17 protein-coding genes are annotated in these 17,907 nt (G+C 45.3%); 4 read left to right on the plus strand and 13 right to left on the minus strand.

What is annotated here, in order from left to right; translation table 11 throughout:
- The first annotated feature begins 42 nt into the window (after positions 1-42).
- Positions 43-1,932 carry a sigma-54 interaction domain-containing protein gene (locus tag HMPREF9429_RS03440; protein ID WP_040773633.1) on the plus strand — a complete coding sequence of 630 codons (1,890 nt, stop codon included), beginning with the start codon at positions 43-45 and terminating at the stop codon, positions 1,930-1,932.
- Between the two features lie 46 nt (positions 1,933-1,978).
- On the opposite strand, the gene HMPREF9429_RS03445 is transcribed toward HMPREF9429_RS03440, so the two are convergent.
- Both HMPREF9429_RS03445 and HMPREF9429_RS03450 read right to left on the minus strand, forming a co-directional pair.
- Positions 1,979-2,926, minus strand: coding sequence for a 2-hydroxyacid dehydrogenase (locus HMPREF9429_RS03445; RefSeq protein WP_006941642.1), 948 nt, complete (start codon positions 2,924-2,926; stop codon positions 1,979-1,981).
- A gap of 35 nt (positions 2,927-2,961) precedes the next feature.
- Positions 2,962-3,516 carry a 3'-5' exonuclease gene (locus HMPREF9429_RS03450; protein ID WP_006941643.1) on the minus strand — a complete coding sequence of 185 codons (555 nt, stop codon included), beginning with the start codon at positions 3,514-3,516 and terminating at the stop codon, positions 2,962-2,964.
- 50 nt (positions 3,517-3,566) lie between these two features.
- Between HMPREF9429_RS03450 and HMPREF9429_RS03455 the strand changes: the two genes are divergently transcribed.
- Positions 3,567-4,265: a M48 family metallopeptidase gene (locus HMPREF9429_RS03455; RefSeq protein ID WP_006941645.1), complete on the plus strand. Its 699-nt coding sequence runs from the start codon at positions 3,567-3,569 to the stop codon at positions 4,263-4,265.
- Here HMPREF9429_RS03455 and HMPREF9429_RS03460 read toward each other — a convergent pair.
- The 11 genes from HMPREF9429_RS03460 to crcB form a co-directional block, all read right to left on the minus strand.
- The gene (locus HMPREF9429_RS03460) at positions 4,253-5,404 is read right to left on the minus strand and encodes an ABC transporter substrate-binding protein (protein WP_006941647.1); all 1,152 of its coding nucleotides are present in this window, start codon (positions 5,402-5,404) and stop codon (positions 4,253-4,255) included. The two genes, HMPREF9429_RS03455 and HMPREF9429_RS03460, sit on opposite strands and share 13 nt — an antisense overlap.
- A 33-nt stretch (positions 5,405-5,437) precedes the next feature.
- Positions 5,438-6,067 (minus strand): hypothetical protein, encoded by a 630-nt coding sequence (locus HMPREF9429_RS03465; RefSeq protein WP_040773653.1) that lies wholly within the window; start codon positions 6,065-6,067, stop codon positions 5,438-5,440.
- A 26-nt stretch (positions 6,068-6,093) separates the two neighbouring features.
- Complete coding sequence (locus HMPREF9429_RS03470) at positions 6,094-6,981, minus strand: radical SAM protein (RefSeq protein ID WP_040773634.1); 888 nt, start codon at positions 6,979-6,981, stop codon at positions 6,094-6,096.
- A gap of 156 nt (positions 6,982-7,137) precedes the next feature.
- Positions 7,138-7,836, minus strand: a complete 699-nt coding sequence (locus tag HMPREF9429_RS03475; protein ID WP_006941655.1) for a uracil-DNA glycosylase — start codon at positions 7,834-7,836, stop codon at positions 7,138-7,140.
- Entirely contained in the window at positions 7,833-9,458 is a 1,626-nt protein-coding gene (locus HMPREF9429_RS03480) for an ArnT family glycosyltransferase (protein ID WP_006941658.1), read from the minus strand. Before HMPREF9429_RS03480 ends, HMPREF9429_RS03475 begins: the two co-directional genes overlap by 4 nt.
- Positions 9,459-9,461: 3 nt before the next feature.
- On the minus strand, positions 9,462-11,027 hold the full coding sequence (locus HMPREF9429_RS03485) for an ArnT family glycosyltransferase (protein ID WP_006941662.1): 1,566 nt from the start codon (positions 11,025-11,027) through the stop codon (positions 9,462-9,464).
- A 5-nt stretch (positions 11,028-11,032) separates the two neighbouring features.
- Positions 11,033-11,614, minus strand: coding sequence for a DedA family protein (locus tag HMPREF9429_RS03490; protein ID WP_040773636.1), 582 nt, complete (start codon positions 11,612-11,614; stop codon positions 11,033-11,035).
- An 89-nt stretch (positions 11,615-11,703) separates the two neighbouring features.
- Positions 11,704-12,750, minus strand: a complete 1,047-nt coding sequence (locus HMPREF9429_RS03495) for a hypothetical protein (RefSeq protein ID WP_040773638.1) — start codon at positions 12,748-12,750, stop codon at positions 11,704-11,706.
- Positions 12,751-12,786: 36 nt separating this feature from the next.
- Positions 12,787-13,761 carry an AEC family transporter gene (locus HMPREF9429_RS03500; RefSeq protein ID WP_006941666.1) on the minus strand — a complete coding sequence of 325 codons (975 nt, stop codon included), beginning with the start codon at positions 13,759-13,761 and terminating at the stop codon, positions 12,787-12,789.
- 38 nt (positions 13,762-13,799) lie between these two features.
- The gene (locus HMPREF9429_RS03505; RefSeq protein WP_040773640.1) at positions 13,800-14,960 is read right to left on the minus strand and encodes a M20 metallopeptidase family protein; all 1,161 of its coding nucleotides are present in this window, start codon (positions 14,958-14,960) and stop codon (positions 13,800-13,802) included.
- Between the two features lie 88 nt (positions 14,961-15,048).
- On the minus strand, positions 15,049-15,429 hold the full coding sequence (crcB, locus tag HMPREF9429_RS03510; RefSeq protein WP_040773643.1) for a fluoride efflux transporter CrcB: 381 nt from the start codon (positions 15,427-15,429) through the stop codon (positions 15,049-15,051).
- A 115-nt stretch (positions 15,430-15,544) separates the two neighbouring features.
- Here crcB and HMPREF9429_RS03515 point away from each other — a divergent pair, with 115 nt between their 5' ends.
- Together HMPREF9429_RS03515 and HMPREF9429_RS03520 are read left to right on the plus strand one after the other, a co-directional pair.
- Entirely contained in the window at positions 15,545-17,116 is a 1,572-nt protein-coding gene (locus HMPREF9429_RS03515; protein WP_006941670.1) for a ClC family H(+)/Cl(-) exchange transporter, read from the plus strand.
- Between the two features lie 260 nt (positions 17,117-17,376).
- Positions 17,377-17,877 (plus strand): peptidoglycan-binding protein, encoded by a 501-nt coding sequence (locus HMPREF9429_RS03520; RefSeq protein WP_006941677.1) that lies wholly within the window; start codon positions 17,377-17,379, stop codon positions 17,875-17,877.
- Positions 17,878-17,907: the final 30 nt, after the last annotated feature.

A 17,907-nucleotide genomic window follows, 5' to 3' on the forward strand; every position in this document is an offset into this window, starting at 1 on the left:
CTTTACATGTCGGTGTATTCTAAAGAAGAGGAGGCTATGCTTATGGGAAAGATCGTATTTTTACTTGCCGATGAATTACTGAAAAAAGAAGTAGAATCTATTCTTTGGATTTATAGACCGGAAGAAGAGAAAAAACAGATTGATACGGAAATTGCAATTATTGAGTTGGAAAGGGTGGTCGAACAGGCTGAACAACTTATTGCCCAAGGAGCACAGGTCATTATTACCAACAGCGGGTCTTATCAGATTTTAAGTGCCGCCGTTAAAGAGATTCCCGTCTTATGTCTTTACAGTTCGACCAGTGACACGTTGTATACATTGCAACAGGTAAAAGACTATGATACTATACACCTTTTATTGAGCAAAAACTTTATGTTTAATGCTGCCGCCTGTCCAGCGGAACTTGAGCAGAAGTTAAAAATACATGCTGCTTATGCGATAGAAACGACATACCAGGAATTGCGTACTATTGTGAATCGCATTCCCGTAACACAAAATACGGTTATTGTCGGCTGTACTCTGTTGCCGCAAATTGCTAACACACCGATGCCGATTATGACGATTCGCCCCAGTGAGTCGGCTATTTTATCAGTTTACCAGTATGCGTGTGAACTCGTTGATTTTAAGCGACAGGGGCAAAGTTGGGGGGCTACGATGAGCGCCGTCTTGGAAAACTATCATGACGGGATTGTTGTTTGCGATGAAGAAGGAAATATATATCATGTCAACAAAGCGGCTAAGAAATATTTACATTACGTTGATCAGGGAAAGAATATAGCCTCGGCTTTTCCGTCAGCATTAAATATAGAACCTCGTGCACTGTGTGATAAAGAAAAGGTCATCACAATTCGTTCTTACACTCTGGTTTTGACGGCAACGATCTTTAAAGTTGACAATGACACACGCTATATCTTAAATATTCGAGACGTAACGGAACTTCAACATTTAGAAAAAAATATTCGCTATAAGTTGTCTCGTACGGGCTTGGTGGCAGCCCATCATTTTGAAGATATTAAGACCTGTGACGAAAAGATGAAAAGTGTCATAGAGACGGCTAAGGTGATGGCAACTTATGAAGCGCCCGTATTGATTCAAGGACAAAGCGGAACGGGGAAAGAACTCTTTGCCCAGAGTATTCATAATTACAGTATACGTCATAAGGGCCCTTTTGTGGCCGTAAACTGTGCGGCCTTGCCGTCGGACTTGTTGGAAAGTGAGCTCTTCGGTTATGTCGGCGGCGCTTTTACAGGGGCCAGAAAAGAAGGAAAGGCGGGACTTTTCGAATTAGCTCATACAGGGACTATTTTTCTCGATGAAATAAACAGTATGTCCGCTAATATACAGTCTAAACTGTTACGAGTTCTGGAAACGAAAGAAGTCATGAGAATAGGTTCCGACTTCGTCATTCCTCTGGACATACGCATTATTTCGGCGGCCAATCAGGATGTTGTCAAAGAGGTATCACAGGAGAGATTCAGAAATGACTTATTTTTTCGTCTCAATACACTGACGTTGAATTTACCGACGTTGGATGACAGGCCGTCCGATATAACGTATCTGTTTGCTTCGTTTATGGAGCAGATATCGAGACAACCGTATAGTGAGGAGTGTATTCCGCAAGCCCTAAAAAAGGCGTTGCAAAGACATCGTTGGTGGGGAAATATCCGTGAACTGTACAGTGTGGCATTGCGTTATCATGTTTTAGGGGAAGAAGACAAGGGGGACTACGGCTACTTATTTGATACACCTGAAGAAGCAATTGACATAAACGGAGAAGGGCTCCCCGATTTAGATATGAAAAAACTTCAGCACTTATTCCAACAATCGCTCATTCATGATTTGAGGGCACAAGGATATACGCAAAGTCAGGTGGCTAAAATTCTGCATTTGAGTAGGCAGACGGTTTTTACGAGATTGAAAGAAAAAGAGTAATTTATATAAAAAACGGACCGCTATGCGGTCCGTTTTCATTCAGCTTTTAGAGGATAATGTTTTGCTGTTTTCCTGCCAAGAAGGTGTGAATATTTTCAAATACGATGTGAGCTCGTTTATTCATTGATTCATGGGTAGCGAAAGCGGCATGAGGAGTTACAATAGTATTTTTTGCATGAAGCAGGGGGTGGTTGACATCAATGGGAGGTTCCGTTTCGAAGACATCGATAGCGGCACCGGCAATAGAGCCGTTATTAAGCGCGTCTGCCAAATCCTGTGAATTCACAACCGGACCGCGAGCTTCGTTAATAAGGTATGCTGTAGGTTTCATATAGGACAGACTTTCTTTATTAATGATTCCCCGCGACTGGTCCGTTACGGGGCAGTGGAGAGAGACGATATCGGCTTCCTGCATGAGTTCTTTTAAAGGTAAATATGTAATGAGCTCCGTATCGGGTTTAGAGGAAAATCCGTTATAAGCAATAACGCGGGCTCCGAATGCGTGTACCAATTGAGCGACTTTGGTGCCGATAGCTCCAGTGCCGAAGATGGCTACTGTTTTTCCTTCCAATTCGCCCCCGATCAGGCCGGCCTTCGTTTGTCCCCGGCGGCAAGCGGCATCGATTTGCGGTACGTTGCGGAGTAAGTCGAGCATCATGGCTAAGGTAAGTTCTGCAACGGCCACCGTTGAGTATCCCGAAGCATTGCTGACTTTAACACCCATTTCTTCAGCCGCTTTAAGGTCTACATGATCGACTCCTGTAAATGCTATATTAATATATTTCAAGTGTTTGCAGGCACGAATGACTTCTCCGGATAAAGGCATGTTGGCTATCATTAGAATATCCGCGTCGGCACTTTCTTTAATTAATGTCGCCGTATCATCTGTCCGTTCATAAGCGGTGAAGGTATGGCCGAGATTTTCCAATTCTTTGGAATAAGATTGTAGCGTTTGGGAAGTAACTCCCAGGGATTCAAGTAAGACAATGTTCATGGTAAATAACCTCCTTAAGATGATATAGTAATGTACTAGAAATGCTTTAATTTCAGTCCCGTGCGAGTCAGTAAATCCTCGACGGATGAGGCCCCGGTACGTTCGGCTGCGGCACAAACGATTCGGGCACAAGCACGGGCATCGTCTAAAGCTTGGTGGTGACGGAAAGTAAAGCCCAAATGGCCAGCAACCGTATCCAGTTTGTGATTGGGCAGATCGGGCCAAACCTTACGTGAAATTTCAACGGTACAAGCGTAAGAGGCATTCAGTCCCGGTAGATTGTAGCGCTTAATCAAGCTGCGCAATACGCGTGTATCGAAGACCGCGTAGTGGGCAATAAGAATTCGTTTATTCAGACGTTTACGTATATCCGGCCATAAAGCGTCAAAGGTCGGCTTGGCAGATACCATTTGCGGAGTAATTCCGTGAATTCGAATATTGTCCTCGTCAAAGCGGTTAAACGGCGGCTTAATTAATGTATATCCCTCATGCATCACTGACTGACCGGCTATACTTACGGCTGCCAGTGAGCAGGCACTGTCGGCGTAACGGTTGGCCGTTTCAAAATCAATGGCCGTAAATTCCAACATAAAATCCCTTCTTATAGTGAATATATTAAAGAGGTGAACGGAGAATTATCATGAAAACAACAGATACTCTACGCATCGGTGAAAATGTATACGAATATGAATGGCGACGTAAACCCATCAAAACCTTAAATCTTCGCGTCAGACCGGACGGAAGTTTATATGTATCATCGCCGCCCTTCGTATCTAAAAAAGAAGTAGAACGGTTTTTGCAAGAGCGTCGCTTATTTATTGAAAAGGCATCTATGCGGGGGCTCACTCTGGCAGACGGTACGAGTGTGCATATTTTCGGTAAGGAAATGCCGTTGTTCATTGAGCCCGCCACTCGTCGTCATCATGCGTGTATAACGGAAAACGGAGTATATCTGTACGTTTACGAAAAAGATAATCGAGATGAACGAGTCAACCTTTACCGAAATTTGTTAAAGGAAACGGCGGAACACGTTTTTCCACAGGTGTTAGCACGCTTGTATCCTGTGGCGGCTCCGTACGGTGTTCCCTATCCGCAGATGAAGTTGCGTCGCATGCGCTCTCGTTGGGGATCTTGCATACCGACTAAAAGTTTGATTACTTTAAATACCTATTTGGTTATAGCACCATTGTCCTGTACGGATCAAGTTGTTTTACATGAATTATGTCATTTTTTGGAGCCCAATCACTCGGTACGATTTTATGCGTATTTAAGTCGAATGATGCCCGAGTGGCGTAGGTGGCGAGAGGCACTTAAAGAGTATACCCCTTATTGTTTATAAGGCGACTGCGTATCCAATAAAGCAGGACTGCCCTGCCAGAAGGTAAAAATAAAGGCGGGATGAGTTATATGACGTCCTTGTACGGTTGTCGGTCCCGCGGCACCGGCATAGTCGGAAATGGAGGATAAGGCTTTATGTACATTTTCCGGGGCAGTCGAACCGGAAAGCTTAACCGCTTCGGCGATCAACATAACAGCATCAAATCCTGAAGCGGCGTATGAGTCGGCAGAAATTCCGTACTTCGCGTAATAGCGCTCGGCAAACTCTTCGCCTGCTTCATATGTCGGGTCATTTCCGTATGCTTCCGTATAAAAAAGACTTTGTAAATAAGTAGGCGGCAGATACTGTTCCAAACCGTCGTAACTCCATAGAGAAGATCCCAAGACAACGGGAGAACGGCCGGCCTGTCGCAAGAACGTTATAAAAGAAGCAGCTTGACGTCCTGTAAGCGGCATATAGACGGCATCATACGAGGCGGTAAGCAAATATTCGCATAAATCGGCCGTACCATGTTGATGCATGTCCATTGAAAAAGTTTCCATATTGTCAGTGGCGGAGAAGGCCTCGGCGGCAGCGGTAGAACGGGGAGAATCTCCGGCGTAGATGACTAATATACGGGATTTATGTAGTTTTTGAGAGGTAAAGGCTGCCATGGCACGCCCTTCTTCCGCAGAGGTGAGGGCTGCGGTAAACACGTAATTGTAAGGGATCCCTGTACAAGTGTCCGTCCACATATCTGTATCGACGTGTGCCGGAGTAATGATGGGCAAGTCTCTGTTTTCGCCTACGATAGCTGTCGGAGAAAGCAGTTTTGAATCTAAAGGGCCGATTAAGGCTGCGGCATGGCGTAAAGCCGCGTTTTCAGCCGCAATTTCACCGCCTTTTTCATTTCCCTTATTATCCAGTGTCATAATTTCTAGACGACGACCGTTAATGCCGCCCTTTTCATTGAGTATGTCGGCGGCTAACTCGATACCCTGTTCCATATGTAACTCGGCAGGGGCAGCCGTTTCGGAAAGGTTTAGACTGACACCGATGCGTACGCTTGAGGTTATACGTGTATAGTGAACCCAAAGTGTAAAGAGGATAATAATTACAGGTATGAGTAATAAGGGGCGTTTTTTTCCGCTTAATACCATAGAGGCTCCTTTGAATGAATCATGCCGAAATGATTAAATGGATACGGCGCCGTCAAGAGATTTGTAGATTTTGGCTCCGCCGTTTGTTGTAGACACGGAAAGAGATTTGTTTATCGAACTTGAAGAGTGGGGGCGATCTCTGGGAATTCGTTTGTACGGGAATTCATCGAGAAGTCTTTTTACAGCCGGTCTCAGTATATCATCGGGATTATTCAAGTCGACGGCTTCTTTACTTCCTTGTCCGTTTACGGTGTAAGAACGGAAGGAAGCGGTTTCTTTATCGTAAGCATAGAGACTGAAACGATAAGAGTATTCCGTATACCAGTCGTCGTTATACGGGAAGAATCCTTGAAATTGTCTGAAGTACCAATGGTTGACAAAGGGAACGATGACGAGGTCCGCCTGATAGCGAGTAGCCAATTCGGCCAGATTCGCTTCCGTAATGTCGGACGAAGAAAGAATTTCATCGGCGTTTATAACATTCCACCAAGGAATCCGAAAGGGCTCCCTGATACCTTTATTTAAGTAATGAGACGCATAATTATTTTGTGTCGTACGGCAAATCAGTACGTTCCGACTACCGTCAAAAGTTGCCGTATCAGCTGCCAAAGATGTAAGACAGATGACTTGGATTAGAAGTAACAGAACGAATACTTTTTTCATAATATATCCTTTCATGAGTATATCAATTAAAAACCACCGGTATTATTGAGGAGAGGTACCGTATTATCCAGTTGCGGTTTGTATAAACTTAGCTCGGATAAAAGAGCACTTTTATCTTGGGGCAACGTGCCGGCGAGGGCAAAGAGATTGGAAACATGATTGCTGCGGAAAATACAAGGGGAAGTCATTGTTGTTTGTTGTAAAACGGCTTCCAGCTCGTCGAGAAAACCGCGGGCTGTTAAGGGAGTAAATCGTCCGGCTCCGACATCGATAGATAAAGGGGCCGTGCGAGGAATCATGAGTGTTAAGGCACTGAGCATGGTCGGATTCACATCCGAGATGAGGGATGCTGTTTCAGTTGCATGTTCTTTTGTATATTCTTGGCCTCCCAGTCCTAACAAAATCATGGCGGAAAGTTTCATGCCCGCCTCTAACACCTTGTGACAGGCCAGGCGCGTTTCATGAGCTGTGACTCCTTTGTTGATGAGTGATAAGACTTTATCACTGCCGCTTTCGATGCCTATGTAAATAATTTTTAAGCCGTGCTCTTTCAACGTTTTTAATTCTTCTACCGATTTTCTGTTAATATCAGCTGCAGTTGCATAGGCGCCGACACGAGTCAAAGACGGGAATGCGGTACGGCATTTGTCGAGAATTTGCAACAAAGATTCTGTCGGTAAGACGAGAGCATCGCCGTCGGCAAGAAAAATTCTGCGAGTATAGGGCATAGCTGTTGCAGCACGATTTATAATACCTTCTATTTCTTCAAGGGGGCGAATACGGAAGCGAGAGTCTTTATACATGGTGCAAAACGTGCAGGCATTGTGGGAACAACCGATAGTAACCCGTAAAATAAAACTGCGAGCTTCGCTGGGAGGTCTGAAAACAAGACCGCCTGCATCATCTATAAGCATAAACTCCTCCTTATATAACTAAGAATGTATGTCTTTATTATATACAGTGATTTTAAAAAATAATAGAGCTGAGTCATTTGAAAACAAAGGATACGACGGAAAGTCGTATCCTTTGTCACCTTTTTTATGTATTTCAACATCTACGAAGAGAAGTTGTTACGGGCAAGTACTTACCCATTGAGTAAATTCGCGTTGAAAACGGCTGCCGCCGCCATTAGCCGGATGCCGCATGGCTGTAGCCGTTATACCGGCTGAAGACAAGGTTTCCGCTGATTTGCGACCGATAGCTCCGATACGAACTGACGAAGGGCAAAGAGCCAAGAGTTCTTTGGTATAGGTCAGGCCAATCGTAAGCTCTTGAGTTGTCGGTGTCCGATTGGAGAACAAAATGCCTTCTTTGTAGGGGTGAAAAGGAAAAATGTTCCAAAGCAGGACTTCGCACGGATTTAAACCGTTGTCTGCGACAGCTCCCCATACATAAGTATCCGTCGGTTCGTTCATTCCGCTTGTTCGTTGTGCATCAGAGGTCATATAAGGGCTGTCGGGGCGACTGGTTCGAATACCTTTATGGCCGAGAATCAGATTCGGATTCGTTTTTTTATGCAGACCTAAAAGCATCCGTTCACAGGTTAATGCGATTCCCGTAAAATGCCCCCCCTGGTATCCGGCCGCCTCGGCAATAAGAATATATCGGGCCTGGGCTAAACGGAGATTTAAGAATTCAATTAACTGGTTACGGCGAATCATCGGTGCATCGGGGCCGATATCGCTCTTTGAATCGTAGTCTCGCCAGGGATTGAAGACGTTCTCACCGGTATAAGATTTTAAATTATCAATGAATGAGGATACGGTCATAATATCTCCTCTCTCGGCGTATAGACAAAAAAGGTTCCGTAGACCCCTTGAAGGGTCATTAAGTCTTTAAATTCGCTTTTTTCGAAATCGGTGGTGCGGCTTTTCGGGACGATGAGAGTCAGATTTTCTCCGGCGTGTAAACGCGATGAGAAGGAGTGACTTTCTTCGGTTTTGAATAGGTGCTTGCGAGACCAGACTGAATCTCGTTTGAGGCGAGCACTTTCATCATATTCGGCAGGAGCGATCAGTACGGCAGAACGGCCCGTATAATATTCAAAGGATGTACGGTATTCTTCAAAAAAATATATGTGCCCCTTTAGATTCCGAGAAGCTGTGACAAGCGGTATTGTTGAACGATATTCGTAAAAGGGAACCAGAACCTGCCAAGTCAACAGAACGTAAATGGCGGCTGTAGCCATAGCAATGAGCGGAGATATGGCGAGGTACGCCCTTTTATACAAAGCAATCGAGATGATGAGTATGGCTGTAGGAATAAAGACGATTAAGGGCCATAAAGAACCCAGATGCAGATAGTCGACGCGAACAAACAAAGCACTCCCGAAAAAGAGAATCCAGAAAAAGAACGCAGGACCTACGGCTATGAACTGGATTATACGCCGATTGGATTTGTAAAGGTAAACAGCTCCGACAGCGGCAAACCACATGAGCGGAATGTGCGCAATATAAGCGTACGTCGGGTATTTGGTAGCTAAAAGCGTGTAGAAAAGGACGGTTATACCGGCCCAGAGAGTAGCAAAGAGCGGAAATCCGGTACGGTGAAAAGCCTTTTTTATACCATATAAGGCGACCCCCGTCCAAGGCAAAAGTCCGACAGGGACAACGAGTAAATAGTAGTACCAAACATTTTCTTCGGGATGTTCAGCAATGACGGCCCGCGTGACGTTGTTGAAGCCCAACAATCCGTCCCAAAAGGCTTGCCCGTGAGTGATGTGCATATAAACGTACCACGGTAAGCAAAGAAATAAAAACAGGAAAGGGCCGTCAGGGCGAAAAAGTCGTTTGAGGTAAGCAGTCTTGCGTTCACAGGCAATGTAAACGAGGATGATAAGTCCGGGCAAGACGATGCCGACAGGCCCCTTGGTTAAGACTGAACCGGCAGCGGCTGCATAGGCGATATAGATATGGCGACGATTATTTTCCGAGAGCCCTATGTACAAGCTGAAAAGAGAGATTTCCGTGAATAAGAAAAGAAACTGGTCTGTCAAGACGGAACGGGTAATAACCCAGAACAATAGGGAGGTAGCGGTCATGGTAGCGGCCAGGATTGCCGTAGCGGTCTCATTACCGCGGCGTTTTATGTAATAGGCCAGCATGGTTACGGAAAGGGCACCGCAGAGCGTGAAGGGAAGGCGTGAGGCAAAGTCGGAAAAGCCGAAGAGAGCGTAAGATACGCAAAGTGCCCAGTAAGTGAAGACGGGCTTATCAAACCAAAATGTGTTGTAAATTCGAGGGGATAGCCAGTCCCCGGAAAGCACCATTTCTTTGGCCGTTAAGGCGTAGTTGGATTCTACCGGATCTGTAACGGCGAGCAGACTGTTGCCGATGGAAAGGAAAAGAAATGAAATGATACAGACCGGGATGAGAAGACGAGCATATTTCACGAGTTACCTCCTACCGGCGAGAATTACTTGTCCCGGTGTAGTTGCAATAATGTTATAGTCGCTTAAATCAGTGTGAGTACGCAATAATTTATTATAGGTTGATTGCTGCATGATTACATATATATCGGGGGTCTCACGGCGTAGAGTTGCAAAGTCGGGAGCGTTTTGAGATTCCCAGGATACACCGGTCGTATTGCCGTAAAAAGCCAAGGCGGGACAAAGAAATTTTTCAATATATACGGGACCGGAATGATTTAAGGAGATATACTCTTCGGCAATGGCCTTGCCGGAAATATATTCGGCTGACTGAGGCAAAATACCGGCAAAGGCAACAGTCATAAATACAAACATACAGCTCACTGCCGAAAGTAAGGCGGAACGCCATCTTTTTAAGTGCATAAAGGCGGCAGGTATGATGAGGGCCAAGGTCAGTAAAACGGAAGCCCAAAGGATGGGGGTTGCAAAGAACAGGGCACTTTCATTCAGCGGGATGGCGTTGCATGCCAGCAGGATGACGCCGCCTATGTAGGAGACGGCCAACCAGATACGCGGGAGCTTGCCGTTTCGCTTCAAGGCATAGGTATACCAACCCAAGATAACCGACAGGGGCGGAAAGAGGGGAGATATATACGTGACTAATTGTGTTTGAGAAAGAGAAAAGAAAATAAAGATAAAGGTAGACCAAATGAAACAGAAGAGGAGTCCGTCACGGTACGGGCCGTTGCCGCGAAGGCAACGGATAAGTGCTTGAAAAAGGGCTCCTGTCCAAGGCATGAGGCCACCCAATACGATGGGAATAAAAAAGAAGATGCTGTTTTGCCCGGGATGTTCCGGAGCAGCAAAGCGTGTAATGTTATGATAACCGATAAAAACATTTGTAAAGTCTGTACCGTGTACGATGTACATATACACGTACCAGGGCAGGCCGACAAGAAAGGCCAGAAGAATACCTTGAGGGATTTTCATCTCTTTCAGCAAAGACCAACGGCGAGTACCTGCGATATAAAGCAGCATGATCAATGCCGGGAAGGCGTATCCTACGGGGCCCTTGGCCAGCAAAGCCAGACCGCATCCGAAGTAAGCGAGGTAGTATTGTTTACGGTAGAAGGCAAACATGCTGAACGTTAGAGTGAAGACGAGGGTCATGTCCGTAACGGCCGCCTTGGCTATATAAATAAAACCGACGGATGTCAACAGTATAAGGGCAGCTCGGAATGCGATGTGTTTATTGAAAACGGCCCGACTTTGAACATAAACGGTAGCAACGGTAGCGATTCCCATAACGGCACTCGGTAAGCGAGACGTGTAGTCGCTGATGCCGAAGAGCGAGTAGGAAATCATTTCCAACCAGTAGAATAACGGCGGCTTGTCATACCAAAAATTTCCGTATATGCGAGGTGACAACCAGTCGCCGGCAGCCAGCATTTCACGAGCCGTCTGCCCATATACGGGCTCATCCGGGTCGATTAGGGGAAAGGCACCTAAAAAAGGCAGCAAAAAAATTGCTGCCAAAAGGATGATACCTAACCCGTAACGATTCTCGTGAATATAAGCGGTAAAAAATTTCATAGCGGTTATTTACCTCTGCGTTTAATGAAGAAAACAAGAGTGATAACAGCTGCCAAGACAATCAAGGCAATGAGGAAGATGTGATTATATTCAATAAGATCACGCCAGTGGCTGCCTAAAACGGATCCGGCCCAAACGAGTAGCCAAGTCCAAGGAATGGTCCCGACGGTTGTCAGAATGATGAATTTGAAGAAAGGATAGCGCGCTACTCCGGCGGGGAAAGAAATAAAGGTGCGAACACCGGGCAAGCAACGGCAGACGAGGACTGCAATGCCTCCGTAAGAATCAAAAAGACGCTCAGTCAGCTGGAATTTCTTTTCATTAAAGAAAATGTATTTGCCGTATTTCAGCAATAAGGGACGGCCTCCGTAAAGGCCGAGAAAATAGCTTATAACGGAGCCGAAGATTCCGGCCAGACAGGCAATAATAAACGTAGGCATAAACTCGAAGACGCCCTGAGAAATTAAAAAGCCCGCAAACCCCAAGATAACTTCACTGGGAATGGGAATATTGGCATTTTCGGCAGCCATGGCGAAAAACATGGCAATATAACCGTAAGACTCCATTAGTTGCAATAATGTATCCAAAACAGTTCTCCTCTGCGTAAAATAGCTGGTGTTCAAAATATTGTCTTATCATAGCATAGACGGAAATCCTTGCCAAATGCCAAATTGTACTACGGATCCTTAAATGAGGGGATGCGGCTTAATAGGTGTTCGTCGAGAAAGCGAAGGTAAGCAATCGTAGCTAAAAGAGTAAGACACATGGATAGCCATAGAGGAAAGTCGAAAGGGGTAAGTAAGGAACGGATGGTAAGTGCGACGATATAGGCGGTATACGAGATGCCGTAAGCTCGTTGGGCCAATATACGCTTTGTACCGCAAGACACGGAAAACAGAGAGCCTACGTATAAAAAGGCGGGTATACCCGTACCGGCCGCAAGGGTCAAGAAGACAGGTATATACATGCCGGCAAAGTCTGTCAGAGAAAGGCTCAGAAAAATAATAAAAGCGACGACCCAAGCAAAGGCCGGTTTGAAGGTATTGTTTGCAAAAATACGGGCGCGGTAAGCTTGTATACCTGCAACGTAGTAGATACTCCAACCGATGAGGGTCGTTAGTATTTCGACGGTTCGGAGATTTATGTTAATGCCGCATATGAGGATTAAGGTGATTACAACATGTAAGAATGTAGATGTCAGTAATACCTTTTGAAACGATGTATTGTAACGATGTCTGAAAAAGGTCGATGAAAATTTTTTTAACAAGGCGGAAAGCAACAAAAGAAAAAGAAATACGCCCAGAAAAGCATACGGTCCGGGAGCGTATGCACTATAAATGAACGTCGTCGAAAAAAAGGGGAGTTCGTTATCCGCATCAAACAGATGTGCGAGGACGGTAAGAAGAGGCACTAAAAAGATAAAAGCGACAAAGGTCGGAAGAACAATTCGTATTCCCTTTTTCTGAAAAAAATAGGTGAAATTATGAATGTGTAAGGTAGCGGCACAGCAATAGGCGCCGATAAAAAAAAGTACACTTAGAGAAACGGTGAAAAAGACGATACCTATACGACCGAAAAGAGATGTGCAAAAAGTGGTTTCTGACGAAGCGATCGGAAAAAAATAAATAGCCGGTACGGCGTACACGGCTAATAGACTTGCAGCCGTAGCCGTGTAAACGGCTACGGTTCTGGCCGAGTCCAGTATGGAAATATGTTTGCTCACGAGAAAGAGTCCTTTCACAGTAAAGAATTTCAGATATTAGACGAAAAGAAGATGTCCTAAATAGACAACAATCGGTATGGTAAAGGCGCTGAAAGCAGTCGTATTCATAACCGTTTGTAAGGCGTAATCCCCGTTATTGTTAAATTCCATAGCGAAAAAAGCCGTATTGACTGCTGTAGGGATAGAGCAATATACGAGAAATACCATAGAGCCGACAGCCGAAAAGGTGCCGGGAGCCATCCAGTTAGCTGCGTAAACCGTGCAAAGTCCCAGTATAGGTAAAAAAATGAGTTTAATTACACCGGCAATGCAGACGTCTGTATTGAAACGGCCTATGCCGCTTTGGGACAGTTGAATCCCTACGGTAATCATAGCTACGGGCAACAAGGCGTGTCCGGCCATATCCAGAACCGGCCAGAAAAAGAATTGAGTCGCATCTATTTCGGCCCAGCGGCAAATCAGGGCGGCACTGATCATATATACCATTGGCATGCGAAAGATGACACTCAGTGTATCGTGAACTGTCAGGTTACCGCGAGCTGCCTGGTACAATCCTAAGGTATTAAGAAAAACACTTTGAATCACATAAATGACCAACTGTACTACCATGGCTTCGGCCAAGTAAACCGGTTGTCCGTCCACCAAAAAAGGGGGGTGTGAAAAAATCAGTAAGATTAAAGATACGCCCAGATTTCCCGTGTTATTAAACATGAGTGCATTGCGACAGGCACGAATCATACCGGCATCGTAGCCGCGAGCTTTACCGACCCCTTCAGCGATTAAGGCTGACAGTATCAAGAAAAAGAGGACTGTTAAAATAATAGGAACACTCGTAGCAGGAAAGTCCGTAGTGTAAATACTCGTGAAAATGAAAGACGGAATGACGATGTACATTAAAAACTTTGATAATGTTCGTACGTCCAGATGAAGTTTTTTATCCAACAGAAAGCCTAGTGCCGTAAGGCCGAAGATAGGCAACATTGTGTGTTCGATAATAAATAAAAAGACCATAGGTACGCCTTTCAAAAGAGGAATACGTAAAAATGGAATTAGCGATAGAGCGGCAAATAATACACGAGGGTTGCCAGTGCTTCACAGGTATATTTAAGCATAACCGTATCCCAAATGAAGTCGGGAGAACCGTCATAAACGGGGGTATCACGGTTGATTCCGGCAAAAACGCTGAGAGTCGGGCATTTAGAGGCAAGCCGAGTGATGTCGTCAGAGTGAAATCCGGGATTCATAGGAAGACAAGTGAAACGATCAGTTCCGTATTCAGCCAAAACTTGATAAGCCTGCTTGCATAGTTGCGCATCATTTTCTCCGGCATCCGATCGGGAAATGACTGACAAATGTCCGTTCGGATACAGAGAATGCAACTTCTGAAGGAGGTTGTCACGGATTTGTGAGTCATAAGTTCGTAAGGTGCCGGAAATGCTTATACAAGCCGGGAGTACGGTTAAATTACCGCTATTCGAATCGAAAGAAAAAGACAGAGATGCTTTGTTGTTCGGCAAAGCATCCACCTGAGTGACGGCCTCGTGCATGAATTTAATAGCTGTTGTAAAGGCGTTTTCATCTGTGGAGACGGCATAAGGACGACCGCTTTTTCCGTGTATAGCCAGACGGAAATCGTCGCGGGATGCAAAGAGAGGCCCCGTTGCAAGGCCTAGATAGCCTCCTTTTAAGGATCCGTCCAATTGCATATCCAAGACGTAATCGACAGACGGATTTGACAAAATACCGCTGTCAATCATTTTGTCGAGGCAACCTCCGGTTTCCGTATCGGGTTCGAAAACCAGGCGAACGGTGCCATGCAACTGGTCGTTATGGGATGTCAGTATTTTAGCCAAACCTAACAGGTTGGCAATAAGTCCGTCATGCCCTGACGCATGCATGACGCCGGAAACCAGGGATGCATAGGGTAAATCATTATTTTCATCCAAGGCGACGGCATCTGTTTTGGCGCGTAATAATACGGTAGGACCGGGAAGCGCTCCACGAATTAGGGCAGTTACCCCCGTGCCGGCAATGATGCGGATGTCTTCGGCACCCAGAAGACTTAGTTCGCGAAAAATAGTTTTACATGTATCGAATTCATTGCCGCTCGTTTCAGGGCGAGCATGAAAATATTCTCTCATTTCCATCATATACGGCATAACTTTGCGGACTGCCGTTCGAATGGAAAAGGTAACAGAAGTTGCGGTCATAGGAAACACCTCCGGCATCGGACAGTCCGATGCTTAATTATGGTTATATATAAGATTCGTCGTCAGTCTGAAAAATCCTTTAAAAATACTAAAAAAAGGATTCTCCCGCAATGAGACCTATAAAACAACAGATGAAAGCAACTCCGACATTGAGCAAACCGTACAGACAGGCATAAGAGAGGTGGCCCGTACGAATAAGCGTTAAAAGCTCGAGGTTGTAAGTGGAAAAGGTCGTAAATCCCCCGAGAACTCCCGTAACGGCAAAGAGTCTTATTGCCGGCGGCAAATCGGCGTGTACGGAAAAATATGCGGCACATAGACCGATCATAAAGGAACCCGCAATGTTTACGATAGCTGTACCGTACGGAAAAAGCAAGCCGCCGTGTTCATTGGCATAAAAAGAAACTAAAAAGCGCAGTGCGGCTCCAAGGCCGCCGCCGCAAGCGATGACTAATATATTTTGAGCCATAATTACCTCCATTATATTCATTTATAGGTAACACGATAAAAGGAGCCTTGTCAATTTCAGATAGACGAATCAGCCTGTGCTATAATACGAAGAGAATAACTTTCGGGAGGATATTATGCATATTTCGGGGCAATTGATTCCGACAATTCGTCAATTAAACACTTGGCCGCGGTTTCGTCTACGGCTTTTTGCCGAAGGGGCTCTGGTAGGTGTATTCGCCGGCCTGACGGCCGGTTTTTTTCGCTTTGCTTTGGAAAAAGGAACTTTATTGCGAGAATATATATATACTATATTAATACAATCGGATTTATGGGTAAACCTTCTATGGTTTGCAGCACTTGCCGCGGCCGGATATATTTTGTGGCGCTGTGTTGCTTATGAACCTGATGCGGCAGGAAGCGGCATACCGCAAGTAAAAGGGGCAATTGCCTGTGCTTTGCACATGTGTTGGTGGAGGATTTTGTGGGTAAAGTTGTTTAGCGGAATTTTGGGAATCGGCTTGGGCTTGTCACTGGGACGTGAAGGGCCGTCCATTCAGTTGGGAGCCGTGGCGGCTCAAGGGATTAGTGAGACTATGGGTCGCACGCGTATGGAAGAACGGTATCTAATCACAGCGGGGGCCAGTGCCGGTCTGGCAATGGCTTTTAATGCCCCTTTAGCGGGAGTACTCTTTGCCTTGGAAGAACTGCACCGCAATTTTTCCGGCGTAGTTTTGGCTCCGGCTATGGCGGCAGCCTTGATTTCCGCCGTTTTATGTCGATTTATGTTTGGGGGACAGTCGGTATTTCAGTTCGGAATGTTACCGACCTTTCCCGTTGAATACACGTGGTTAGCTGTTATTCTAGGACTTATCTTGGGATTGTGCGGATTGGTATTTAATAAGGGATTATTGGCATCGCGAAAGTTTTATGAATTGCCCGTATTCAGGAAACCTTGGATGCCTGTTGCATTCGCGTTGTTTACTGCCGGAATTTTGGGTTATGTGCTGCCGCAGGTTTTGGGTGGCGGTAATGATTTAATTAATTCACTGCATAGTATGCCTTTATCATTGCAACTTTTCGGGATTCTGTTGGTCGGAAAGTTTTTATTTACGTTAGTCAGCTACGGTAGCGGAGTTCCCGGGGGATTTTTCCTTCCAATCCTGGTTATCGGAGCCTTAACGGGGAGTGTAATCGGCATCGGGTTCATTCAAATCGGACTGGTAGAAGAAGCTTACTTATCAAATATTGTCATTATTTCCATGGCTGCATTTTTTACGGCTTCTGTGCACTCTCCCATAACGGGGACCGTTCTGATTATGGAAATGACCGGTTCATATGAGCATTTGCTGGTATTATGCATGGCCTCTTTGATTGCTTTGGTAACAGCCAAGCTTTGTGGAGGCAAGCCTATTTATGATACCTTGCTTGAACGACTCCTGAAAACGGGGAATAAAGTCGGAACTCATGAGAATCAGCGCAATATCATAGAGTTTGCTGTTATCGGCGGCAGTCGCTTGGACGGTAAAAAAGTAACGTCCGTTGAATGGCCGGAACGGGTAGCTTTGGTGGATATTAAGCGAGGCGACGGGGAAATTATTCCTGACAGTCGGGCTGTAATACAGGCGGGAGATTATATTTATATATTAACGGATTCTCCGCAATCGGCTGAGGCGGTACGTTGCTTGGCAGAAGAAGAAATTGTATAATAATTAAAAGGCTATACAAGATAAGGGAAAAAACATTAGAAAAACAGCTAAAATACATGAGAAAATAGTTGATCGACCATTACAAAAAGGTATAAAAATATCAATAGTTATGTATAAAACTGTAGAATTTTGACTTAACCATCTTTTTTTGCTATACTCACCGTAAGCAGAGCTTACTGTTTAATCGAGGTGGTTTTTTGAAGAAATTCACAATACTTTTACTTACTCTTATTTTTACCTTATCTTTATCAGCCATCGTAATGGCTAATGTTTCTTTAGGAATGACAGGCACACGCGTTGCGAGTGTTCAGAATATGCTAATCGGCACGGGATATTTGACTGACGGGGCGGATGGTGTGTTTGGAAGCGGTACACAGGCTGCTGTACAACGGTTCCAAGCGGATCATGGGTTGACGGCTGACGGTATTGTCGGCACGCAGACGATGAATGCGTTATCAACTGCCAGCGGACAACCTATTCCTGTCGATAATACAATTGTAATGGAAGCTACTGCTTATACTGCCGATGATCCCGGCAATAGCGGATATACCGCAACGGGACAGCCTTTGGCATACGGAATGGTATCCGTAGATCCCAATGTAATTCCGTTGGGAAGTCAATTATATATTGAAGGATACGGATATGCCGTTGCTGCCGATACGGGCGGAGGTATTGTGGGAAATCGAATCGATTTGGCTATGGATTCCGTTTCCGACGCATTGAATTTCGGTCGCAGAGATGTGGTCGTACACGTATTGTAATAAAAAAACAGGGAGACATATGTCTCCCTG

Origin of the sequence: Megasphaera micronuciformis F0359 (assembly GCF_000165735.1) — a bacterium.
Classification (GTDB): domain Bacteria; phylum Bacillota; class Negativicutes; order Veillonellales; family Megasphaeraceae; genus Megasphaera; species Megasphaera micronuciformis.